We start from the raw sequence: 10,879 nt of genomic DNA, 5'->3' as shown, positions 1-10,879 counted from the left end.
GCATTATTGCAAAGGCCTGACCAGTTGGCAATAAATGAAAATTATTATCATCTAGATCTTATGGTATTGATATAAATGAGTTATTTCTTTTTAATGGAGAGATGATTGGCCGGTTCGCTCAGGGTTTTAGCAGAGGAAGGGACTCTTCTGCTGCCTTGCCTTGGGAGAGGGTGATCTCGACCCTGCGGTTCGCCTGGCGGTGGGCAGGGGTGTCATTGGGATAGCGTGGCTGGGTGTCCGCCACTCCTTGGGCGACGATGCGTCTGGCGTCCAGTTTAGGGTTGCCGATCAGGGTCTGGACGATGGCGGCTGCCCGCAGCACCGACAGTTCCCAGTTGTTGCGATAGAGCTCCACCGGCGCCTGGGAGTTGTCGGTGTGCCCCGTTACTACCACCCGCCCCGGGATACCGGTAAGGATGGTGCCAATCTTGTTGACCAGGGGGATAAACTGGGGCTGCAGGAAGGCAGAATCCGAGGGAAACAGCGCCTTCTCGCCGATACGGATCACCAGCTGGCTGCCGAGTTGCTCAATTTCCAGCTCCTTGGATTCGATCTGTGACTTGAGCTGCTGCTCCAGCTTCTGCTTGGTTGCCTGCACCCACTCCTGCTCCTTGGCCTTGTAGGGCCAGTCGTTGGTAGGGCTCGGTTGTTCCGAGGGGCCTATGGTTTCGTTGATGGGATCGGCGGCCGCGGCATGCTCCACTTTGTCCAGGATCGTCTCTTTTTGCGGTTCGCCGGGGGCCGTCTTCGAGTCGGGCTCCAGGATCCCGGTTCCTCCCTGCATCACGGGGGAGCCGGCCGGTGGCGAGATGAGACCTATCTTGCCCAATGACTCGATAAAGCCCTGGATCAGCACCCGGGTTTCCGACTGCTTGGCCATGGCGAAGGAGTAGAGCACCACGAACAGGGCAAACAGCAGGGTCATGAAGTCGGCATAGGAGACCAGCCAGCGTTCATGGTTCTCCGGTGCTTCAGCCTTTTTCTTTTTCGCCACCATGTGCTCCCAGATAAGGTTCGAGGGTCACCTGCAGGCGAGCCTGGGATTCGCCGTCCACGATGCAGAGGATGCCGGTCAGGGTCATCTCCTTGTAGTGGCGGATCTGATGGGCGAACGCCTTGTAGCGGTTGCCGAAGGGCAGGAAAATCAGGTTGGCGGCGGAGACCCCGTAGATGGTGGCGATAAAGGCCACCGCGATGGCGCCCCCCAGTTTGTCCGGCGCATCCAGCAGGCCCATGGCGTGAATAAGACCGAACACGGCGCCGACGATCCCCATGGTCGGACAATAGCCGCCCATGGCTTCGTAGAATTTGACGGTCTGTTCGAGATCTTCCTGTTCGAACTCGATCTCGTTTTCCAGCACTTCGTGGATCTTGGTCTTCTCGTAACCGTCCACCATCATCTGTACCCCTTTTCTCAAAAAGGGATCCTTGATCTCCTCGATCATTCCCTCGAGGGCCAGCATGCCGCTGCGTCTGGCATTGCCCGCCAGGGTCTCCAGCAGTTGGGCCTGCTCCAGCAGGTCGAGCTTGAGGGGGGAGAGCAGCCATTTGAAGCGTTTCATCGTGCTGCCAACGACCGAGAAGGGGAATTGCGTCAATGCGGCGCCAATGGTACCGCCGATGACGATGAGAAACGCTGGCAGGTCGAGCAGCGCACTGGGGTGACCGCCTTCGATCATGTTGCCGCCAAGGATGGCGATCAGTGCCAGTACCAGGCCGATCAAACTCATCTGTTACCCGTCCATGAATGGTGATAGTGGCTAGTGTAGCTACTTAAGTGTCAGTTTTTCAAAACGATATCCAATCGGTGAACAAATAAATGAGCGATGGTGGCGGGGGCAATGAAGGGAAGAAAAAACGAGCCCGGATGTGACACAAGGGGCGCAACGCCAAGGAGAGAAAAAGGGGAGAAACAAAGAAGCCGCACAAGGCGCGAGCGCCCCTTGTGCGGCCATCCTGATCACCGGTTACTTAACCACTTCCAGTGCAGGGAAGGGGTATTTCCCTTCACGCACGTCCTTGCTCGGGCCGTACATCCTCATGATGATGTAGGCGTCTTTCTCCGGGATGGGCAGCCAGTTGGGGTTGTTGGCATCCCCCTTGGCGCTCAGCTCTATGGTGTACATGCCATCTGCATCGGGCTTGAGGGTCCGGTCGCCACGGCTGTGGCGGTTGATGGCATTGTGCGCCATCAGCTTGTTGTCGGTGGCGTAGACGGTGAAGGACCAGAACTGGCTCACGTCCGGTGCCTTGAAGCGCATACGGTATTTCTTGCCGTTGGCGCCGTTGATGTTCTGGCCGTCCGACCCTTTTACCGATTGCAGGTAGACGGACTCTTCCGGCGGCAGCCCCCACTGGCCGAGATAGGTGCCTTCGGCAAAGAGGTCACGCTTGCCATTTTGCAACTCGGCGCGAGTGCCCAGCAGCTCGCCGGCGTTGGTCATCTTGGGCGCCAGCTCGGCCAGGTAAGCCATGCCGAGTTTCTCACCTGTCTTGGCCGCCGCCGTCTGCTCCTTGGTGAAATCCTGTTTGCAAGGAGTCAGTCCTATGGCCTTGTACTGATCCAGCCACTGCTTGTCGGCTGTGCCCATGTCCCCTTCGCACAGGACGAAGTTGACCCGCTGCAGCCAGTCGGTCTTGGCCGGATCAGGCCATTGATGCACCTTGGGTTTGGGGCCCGGCACGCCCAGGTATTGGGAGAGGGTGCGGATGTTCCACTGATCCATGTAGCCGAGTGCTACCTTCTCGTCTTCCTTGCCGGTCGCCATGATGCGACCCATCAGCTTGATCAGGTTGGAGTTGACGCGAATGACCTCGGTCACGCTGGCGGGCACTTCCCCCTGCCAGGTGTTGGAGGCAAACATGAAGCGACCGCCTTTCTCACCGCGCAGACGGGAGCCGATCATGGAAGTGGTGTAGTGGCCCATGTCCATGGTGTGCAGGATCCAGTAACGGCCCTTGTCCATGTCGGGCACGCTGACGATCACCGGCTCGGCACTGACATCCAGCCACCCTTGCAGATGCAGGGTGTCGTTGTTGATGGTCGGGTGAGAGGTATAGGTGTCGTCTGCGATGTGACGAATATTCTGGAATCGATTGAGGGGCGTATCGGTTTTTACTGCGGTTTCATAAAAAAACTTGTATGCCTCGTCCATTGAGTAGGCATAAATAAAGGCATCCTTCGCCATCTCGTCACTTATTTTTGCGTAGGCCGGCAATGCAGTCATCGCACACAACGAAACAGCCAAAACTGTTTTTCTAATCATGATGCTCTCCGTGTTGTAAAAACTCAGCCGTCAAGAATGCTGATTTATCCCATGTGACATGAAGCAAACCATCTCACGCAAACAGCATTGCATGATTATGCTTGGGCGTCCATGCGTGAAATTCAACCATCACAGGTAAATGATAAATTGGTCATCATCTATTTCTGTCATCAGGGGAGGCTGCCCGGAAAGGTGATAGGCGTCATCATGCCGGGGCACACAATCAAACACCTGAAATGCTCATAGTTGCTGGTTGGAGGAGTCAGCCGCGCTGGAACACCGGCATAGGCATGCTTTACCAGACTGGCTGATCAATTGCTGCGTGGGGTGTAGACGCAATAAAATGGAGAGAATGAGGGTAATAATTATTTTCTTGGAGATAATTTAGATTCGGTATTTCCTGACGGGATGATAAATATTACAAATATTTTCCAGCTATTATGCAAGATGGCTTTATTTATCTTGAATTGAGATGAGATATTACATTGCTTTTTTATGTGTTCATATTGTTGTTTGCTATATTCCTGTCCCAATTTTAATTGTTTCAACACAGTTTGACTATCTTATGATATCCCTGCAGAAATACCGCAAGCGGCGACTGGAGATGTTGTCAGTTGGGATACTCGCTAGGGGAGGGAACAAGTCTTAGCACGGGTTGCAATGTGAATAATTCACCTGCCGAACAGATCGGATAGGGACTGGAACTAACGTCGGTAGTTTTCGACAGCTTGAAAGCAGCAAGAGATATTGCAGACTCCAAAGGGGCAGGGTGAAGGACCAAAAAGGAAAAAGAGCGCTGGGCTTGAAACGATAAAATCACAGAAACGAAAAGGCCCAGTTCTAAAACTGGGCCTTAGAATGTGGCTCCCCCGACAGGACTTGAACCTGTGACATACGGATTAACAGTCCGCCGTTCTACCGACTGAACTACGGGGGAATTGGCTCCTCCTACTGGACTTGAACCAGTGACATACGGATTAACAGTCCGCCGTTCTACCGACTGAACTAAGGAGGAATTGCCTGTCTCGTCGAGACGGTGCGGATATTAATGGCCAGGGTGGCGGGTGTCAACCCGCGATCTTTGTTAAAAACGGATTTTCGACCTGTTTGCCCAAAACTTGGTCTTTGCCGCTTATTTTGAGCACAATCAGTCTCTTGCACTTGCTTCACTGGTCACAAAGAGGGACTAGAGGGTGTGTGCTGATGAGGGCAACTTCCCTTTATCGGCTGCGAACGTGCAAAATTGATGCAATGTCTCAAATGGCAATCTTTGCGGCTAACTGGGCTGGAGTCCGGATAAATATCGGGGATTTGGTGGCGAATGGGCAAAATGGTGGGCGAGTGTGTCATTCATTGATCCTGACCATCGAAAAAACGGCGCGGCAGGAGTAAGGTTACGCAGGATACCATCGCCGCGTCGACAGTTCTGCCGGCCCTTGATGATGATCGGGCGCCGGATTTATCCGGCCTTTATCTCCCTCTTCTGGTATTACGATATACATGCACAAGCAAGCACCTTTGAATAGCGTGAAGCTGGCCGTTGCTTTACGCCAATCCTGTATCGATGAACCCTACAGTGTTGCCCGTTTTGGCCGCGATTTGATCGCCGGCATTACCGTGGGCATTATTGCCATTCCGCTGGCCATGGCGCTGGCGATTGCCAGTGGCGTGCCGCCACAACATGGCCTCTACACCGCCATCATCGCCGGTATCGTGATCGCGGTAACCGGTGGCTCCCGTTACTCCATCTCGGGGCCGACCGCCGCCTTTGTGGTGATCCTCTATCCGGTGGCCCAGCAATTTGGCGTGGGTGGCCTGTTAATGGCGACCCTGCTCTCCGGTTTTTTCCTGCTGGCCATGGGGATGGCGCGGCTCGGCCGCCTTATCGAGTACATCCCCCCCTCAGTGACTCTGGGCTTTACCGGTGGTATCGCCATCGTGATCGCGACCCTGCAGATCAAGGATTTCTTCGGCCTGCACGTGGCCGAGATGCCGGAAACCTATGTCGGCAAGGTTGAAGCGCTGGTACATGCCCTGCCCAGCTGGCAGTGGGGTGACACCCTGGTCGGGGTCGCGACCCTGGCTGTACTGTTGCTCTGGCCGCGACTGCGCCTGCCAGTGCCGGGCCATCTGCCTGCCGTGCTGGTGGGGGTTGGCCTGGGTTTTGGCCTGCACCAGTTCGGGGTGGATGTGGCCACCATCGGCAGCAAGTTCAGTTATACCCTGGCCGACGGGACCCAGGGGATGGGGATCCCGCCCATCGCGCCGAGCCTGGTGATGCCATGGGCCCTGCCCGGACCGGATGGTGCTCCTGTCGAATGGAACCTTGCCGCCATCGAGCGCCTGCTGCCGGCTGCGTTTTCCATGGCGATGCTGGGGGCCATTGAATCCCTGCTTTGCGCCGTGGTGCTGGATGGCATGACAGGTCGCAAGCACAGCTCCAACGCCGAACTGGTGGGGCAGGGGCTTGGCAACATACTGGCGCCCTTCTTTGGCGGTATCACCGCCACTGCCGCCATCGCCCGCTCTGCCGCCAACGTACGGGCGGGAGCGACCTCGCCTGTTTCCGGCATCGTCCATGCCCTGGTGGTGCTGGCGGCCATTCTGGTGCTGGCGCCCTGGCTCTCCTGGTTACCGCTGTCGGCCATGGCCGCGCTGCTGCTCATCGTCGCCTGGAACATGAGCGAAGCTCACAAGGTGGTGGAGCTGGTGCGCCGTGCCCCCAAATCCGATGTGCTGGTGCTGCTGGTCTGTCTGTCGCTCACCGTCATCTTCGACATGGTGATTGCCATTACCTTCGGGGTGATCCTGGCTTCCCTGCTCTTTATGCGCGAGATCGCCAAGATGACCCGTTTGCACGATTTGGCCGAGCATAAGCGCTATGCCAAGGAGCTGCCGGATAACAGCCTGGTCTACAAGATCAACGGCCCGCTCTTCTTCGCTGCGGCCGAGCGGGTCTTTGGTGAGCTGGAAGCCCAGGTGAAGGGGCATCGTCTGCTGGTGTTGCAGATGGAGGCGGTCTCCATCCTGGATGCGGGCGGGCTGTCGGCCTTCCTGCACTTTGGCAAGCAGATGGCCACCGCCGGGGTCGAGGTGCGTGTCGCCGAGCTGCAGTTCCAGCCGCTCAAGACGCTGGCCCGTGCCAAGGTGCGTCCGCAGCCCGGCAAGCTGGAATTCTACGGTTCGCTTGAAGAGGCCCTCAAAGGGGAACACTTGCACGAAGCGGCGGAAAATTGAGTAAAAGGGATACAAAATGGCATGTTTTTGGTCATTTTGTTCGACTATCAAGCGAACGAACGCAAAAAGTAAAAAATTGCATTGACCAAATGCCTGCGTATCCCGTACATTACGCCCCGTTCCAGCGCAACGGCGCAACGAACAGCGTGTTGGCTGAATACGTTAAACAACAGACCAAAATTTGGTGAGGTGTCCGAGTGGCTGAAGGAGCACGCCTGGAAAGTGTGTATACGGCAACGTATCGAGGGTTCGAATCCCTCCCTCACCGCCAAATTGCAAAGCCCGACCTGATGGTCGGGCTTTTTGCTTTTCCGGGCTTTCTCATTACCAATGACTGATGTGATCCCGGCATCCTCCTTCTCCCTGCCTGCGCCAGTGATCTTTCACTCCCGATAAGGGACCCAAGGCTCCCAGTTCCCTTATCCAATCAATGGTGGGAGGAGGGGAGATGAAGCGCTCTGTCATGGCGCTGTTTCAGGCGCCCCAACCAGATCCCCAGGCCTGCCGTCAGGCAGAGCACCAGCTCGATCCCCACTACCAGGCCCTCGAGCCTGCCTTGTTCCCAGAACGGGTGGAGGTAGAGCCCCCCGAGGCTGGCCCCCAGATAGTAAGTCACAAGATAGAGGGAGGAGGCGAGCGCCCGGTTGTGTTCGACGTGTTGACCCACCCAGGCGCTGGCGCAGGCGTGAGCCAGGAAAAAACCGAAGCTGGAGACAAGCAGGGCGGTGAGGATCCCGGAAAGGGTGCCCAGCAACAGGCTGATACTCCCCAGCGCCATCAGGGCAATCCCCGCCAGCAACATGCGCTGGGCTCCCCAGCGATTGGCGCAGCGCCCGCTCAAGGAGGAGGCGACGGTGCCGGAGAGGTAGGTCAGAAACAGCATGCCAAGCCACTGGGTCGGCAGGGAGAATGGAGGGGCTGCCAGCAAGAAGGTGAGATAGCTGAACTGGTTCAGAAAGACCATGAAGTTGAGCCCGCCAATCAGATAGGCGCCCACCAGCAGCGGATTGCTCAAATGTTGTTGCAAGGCGTGGGCAAACTGGCCCGGCACAGGGGAGGCCGCGACAAAGCGCGTTTGATGAGGCAGCAGCCAGAACACCAGAGGCAGCAAGGCAAGGCTGATCGCGCCAATGCCGAGGAAGGTGTGCTGCCAGTCGCCAAACCAGCCTGCCAGCAAGCCACCGACCACCCGGCCCGCGATCCCCCCGAGGGAGTTGGCGGCGATATAGACCCCGACCGCCGAGAGCAGCGCCCGCTTGCTGAACTCCTCGCCCATGTAGGCGATGGCCGTGGCGGGCAGACCCGCCAACAGGGCGCCCTGCAGGATCCGCAGCAGCAGCAGGGCTTCAAATTGCTCGACCAGCGGAATGAGCAGGGAGAGCAGAACCGCCAGCGTGAGGGTGCCCAGCATCACCTGGCGACGGCCATGACGATCGGCCAGTCTGGCGCACAGGAGCAGGGAGGCGGCCAGCCCGGCGGTGCAGCCAGCCAGAGTCCAGCTGGCCGAGAGAGAGTTGACCGAGAACACCTCGGCGATCAGCGGCAACAGGGGATGGGTCTGGTAGAGATTGAGAAAGACCAGAAAAGAACCCAGGCTGAGCGCCAGGGTGGCGCGTATCCATTCGCGACTTCCAACTTCGATCATGCTTGCAATGTCCTGACAACTTTTCATCAGGGTAGAGCGCCATGACACATAAATATAATATATTTAAGTTATCTATCTCATAAGATGAATTGATATGGATTTGAAACAGCTCACTTATCTGCTGGCGGTCAGGGATGCCGGTTCATTCACCAAGGCGGCCAGCGGGCTGCATGTTGCGCAGCCTGCCATCAGCATGGCCATCGCCAAGCTGGAGCAGCAACTGGAGCTGCGTCTCTTCGACAGGCAGGATCGGGCGGTGCGTCTCACCCCGGAGGGGGAGGTGCTCTGCCGCCATGCCGAGCGACTGCTGTTGCAGAAGCACCAGGCCGAGGCTGAGATGGCCGAGCTAAAAGGGTTGGAGCGGGGGGAAGTGCGGGTCGGCATTCCCTACATGATGGGCTCCTACTATTTTCCGCCGAGGTTGATGGCCTTCAAGCACCGCTATCCCGGGCTCAAGATCCGGGTGGAGGAGGCGGGAACCCGCGAGCTGCTTAGCCGCATGGTGGACGGTACCCTGGATCTGGCCATCCTCATCACCAGCGATCTGCCCCCCGCCATCGAGGGGGCTCACCTGTTGACCGAGGAGATGCTGATGGTGGTAGGGGAGGAACACCCGCTCCATGGCGCGCCCGGGGTGACGCTCGAGCAGTTCTTCCAGCAGGAGCTGGCTCTGTTTCGCCGCGGTTTTTATCACAGGGAGCATATGGAAGCCCTGGCCCAGACCCTGGGTGTCGAGCCCAATATCGCTTTTGAAAGCAACCTGATCCCCCTGCTCAAGGCGGTAGTGCGCCAAGGTTTTGCGGTGACCACCTTCCTGCGAATGGTGCTGGAAGAGGACGCCGATCTGGGGGGCGTGTCGTTTCAGCCCCCCATCTTCCTCGATCTTTGCGTGGCCTGGCGGCGGGGGGATCCGCTCTCCATGGCCAACCGTGCCCTGCGGGATTTTTTGCTGAGTGAACGTTCAGGGGCGCAGGACACCCAGGCCTAATCCGGGGCTCGATGCGAGATTTGCCAAGGCCTGGTGGGGGATGCGCTCATGGAGAAATTGGCCTGGTGTCTGCTGGCTGGATGCAAGAAAGGGCATGGCGCCTGACTGCCGTGATGGAGACATAAAAAAACGCCTCATGGGAGGCGTTTTCATCAGCTGAAAAGTAACAGACTCACTTTTTCAGCATGTGATCCAGCTTGTTGGCCTTGGTCGAGAGATAAAACTCGTTGTGGGGATTGCGCCCCTCCTGCAGGGGAACACGCTCGGTCACCGGAATGCCAAAACTCTCCATCGCCTTCATCTTGCGCGGGTTGTTGGTCATCAACTTGAGAGATTGAACCTCGAGCAACTTGAGCATGTCGGCACAGATGGTGTAATCACGCATGTCGGCGGCAAAGCCCAGGGCCACGTTGGCCTCGACGGTATCGGCCCCCTGATCCTGCAGATGATAGGCCCGGATCTTGTTGAGCAGGCCGATGCCACGCCCTTCCTGACGCACATACAACAAAACGCCGCGGCCCGCCTTGGCGATATTCTCGAGGGCGGCCTGCAACTGGAAGCCGCAATCACAGCGCAGACTGAACAAGGCATCGCCGGTCAGGCATTCCGAGTGGATCCGGCCCAAAACGGGTTCCGTGCCGGTGATGTCGCCCATGACCAGGGCGGCGTGATCCTTACCCGTGCCGGTTTCCTGAAAACCTACCAGCGTGAAAGTGCCCCAGGGGGTTGGCAATTTGGATCTGGCCACGAGGGTAACGCTGCTCATAGGTTGCTCCTTACTACAACTGCTCAAAAAAAGGGGGCCAGTTTAGCGCGCCTTGTCGGGAACGACCATAAGAACAAGTCCCTGCATTGATTAATGAAATGTACCGACGGCAAATGGCGGAGCAGAGCGGGCTTTTGCGCCATTGTATGTATTGGTGACTGCCAGTGGCAGCACATTTGGGTATAATCGGCGCCCATTAACCCATTCCTTCGGGATGGGCGCAACACAGTGCAGGAGAGAAGTTATGCCTCAGATGGCCCCCGTAATGACAATTGATGGCCCCAGTGGCGCCGGCAAGGGCACCTTGTGCCAGTTGCTCGCCGAGAAGCTGGGTTGGCACTTGCTGGATTCGGGCGCCATCTACCGGGTGTTGTCCCTGGCCGCCTTGCATCATGATGTGGAGCTGGACAGTGAAGCTGCGCTGGTGCCCCTGGCCGCCCACCTGGACGTACAATTTCAGGTTGAAGGGGAGCTGGTCAAGGTGATCCTGGAGGGGGAGGATGTCTCCCGTACCATCCGCACCGAAGAGGTTGGCAACGCGGCCAGTAAAATCGCAGCCTTCCCGCGGGTTCGGGAAGCCTTGTTGCGTCGTCAGCGTGCATTTCGTCAGGCCCCTGGTCTCATCGCCGATGGCCGTGACATGGGAACCGTGGTTTTCCCGGAGGCCGAGGTGAAGATTTTCCTCGACGCCAGCGCCGAAGAACGGGCCCAACGTCGCTATAAGCAGTTGCAAGATAAAGGCTTTGATGTTAACTTTGAGCGTCTTTTAACCGAGATTCGGGAGCGTGATGATCGCGATAGAAATCGCGCCACCGCCCCCCTGAAACCGGCAGAAGATGCTCTCGTGGTGGATTCAACCGCCATGACCATAGATGAAGTGCTGGCAACAGTGCTCGCCTATGCGGAGCAACAACTCGGAGATGCCAGCGCAAGCTGACATCCGGTCGTCTGCACCAAGGATGGCGCAGATTATTTAA

General features: G+C 57.4%; 8 protein-coding genes and 3 tRNA genes. 4 read left to right on the top strand and 7 right to left on the bottom strand.

Annotated elements, in window-relative coordinates; genetic code table 11:
- Nucleotides 1-118 precede the first annotated feature (118 nt).
- The 5 genes from LA321_RS17990 to LA321_RS17970 form a co-directional block, all read right to left on the bottom strand.
- Nucleotides 119-997, bottom strand: coding sequence for a flagellar motor protein MotB (locus LA321_RS17990; protein ID WP_042069672.1), 879 nt, complete (start codon nt 995-997; stop codon nt 119-121).
- Nucleotides 972-1,730 carry a flagellar motor protein gene (locus tag LA321_RS17985; protein WP_042069671.1) on the bottom strand — a complete coding sequence of 253 codons (759 nt, stop codon included), beginning with the start codon at nt 1,728-1,730 and terminating at the stop codon, nt 972-974. Before LA321_RS17985 ends, LA321_RS17990 begins: the two co-directional genes overlap by 26 nt.
- A 237-nt stretch (nt 1,731-1,967) precedes the next feature.
- The gene (locus tag LA321_RS17980) at nt 1,968-3,227 is read right to left on the bottom strand and encodes a DUF1254 domain-containing protein (protein WP_224212227.1); all 1,260 of its coding nucleotides are present in this window, start codon (nt 3,225-3,227) and stop codon (nt 1,968-1,970) included.
- A gap of 900 nt (nt 3,228-4,127) precedes the next feature.
- Nucleotides 4,128-4,203, bottom strand: a tRNA-Asn gene (locus tag LA321_RS17975).
- Between the two features lie 2 nt (nt 4,204-4,205).
- Nucleotides 4,206-4,281 (bottom strand) — tRNA-Asn (locus tag LA321_RS17970).
- A 485-nt stretch (nt 4,282-4,766) separates the two neighbouring features.
- On the opposite strand from LA321_RS17970, the gene dauA reads away from it, so the two are divergent.
- Nucleotides 4,767-6,503 carry a C4-dicarboxylic acid transporter DauA gene (gene dauA / locus LA321_RS17965; RefSeq protein ID WP_042029270.1) on the top strand — a complete coding sequence of 579 codons (1,737 nt, stop codon included), beginning with the start codon at nt 4,767-4,769 and terminating at the stop codon, nt 6,501-6,503.
- A gap of 183 nt (nt 6,504-6,686) precedes the next feature.
- A tRNA-Ser gene (locus tag LA321_RS17960) sits at nt 6,687-6,774 on the top strand.
- A 156-nt stretch (nt 6,775-6,930) separates the two neighbouring features.
- Here the strand turns inward: LA321_RS17960 and LA321_RS17955 are convergent.
- Nucleotides 6,931-8,148 carry an MFS transporter gene (locus LA321_RS17955; RefSeq protein WP_042069669.1) on the bottom strand — a complete coding sequence of 406 codons (1,218 nt, stop codon included), beginning with the start codon at nt 8,146-8,148 and terminating at the stop codon, nt 6,931-6,933.
- 94 nt (nt 8,149-8,242) lie between these two features.
- On the opposite strand from LA321_RS17955, the gene LA321_RS17950 reads away from it, so the two are divergent.
- Nucleotides 8,243-9,136 carry a LysR family transcriptional regulator gene (locus LA321_RS17950; RefSeq protein ID WP_042069666.1) on the top strand — a complete coding sequence of 298 codons (894 nt, stop codon included), beginning with the start codon at nt 8,243-8,245 and terminating at the stop codon, nt 9,134-9,136.
- A 172-nt stretch (nt 9,137-9,308) separates the two neighbouring features.
- Here LA321_RS17950 and ribA read toward each other — a convergent pair whose 3' ends face one another.
- The gene (gene ribA, locus LA321_RS17945) at nt 9,309-9,902 is read right to left on the bottom strand and encodes a GTP cyclohydrolase II (RefSeq protein WP_042069665.1); all 594 of its coding nucleotides are present in this window, start codon (nt 9,900-9,902) and stop codon (nt 9,309-9,311) included.
- A 244-nt stretch (nt 9,903-10,146) separates the two neighbouring features.
- Here ribA and cmk point away from each other — a divergent pair, with 244 nt between their 5' ends.
- Nucleotides 10,147-10,839, top strand: coding sequence for a (d)CMP kinase (gene cmk / locus LA321_RS17940; protein WP_042029266.1), 693 nt, complete (start codon nt 10,147-10,149; stop codon nt 10,837-10,839).
- Nucleotides 10,840-10,879: the final 40 nt, after the last annotated feature.

Origin of the sequence: Aeromonas enteropelogenes, from assembly GCF_020097295.1 — a bacterium.
In the GTDB taxonomy this organism is placed as follows: domain Bacteria; phylum Pseudomonadota; class Gammaproteobacteria; order Enterobacterales; family Aeromonadaceae; genus Aeromonas; species Aeromonas enteropelogenes.
Note: the sequence above shows the minus strand (reverse complement) of the source record. Positions and strands in the feature narration are given on the sequence as shown.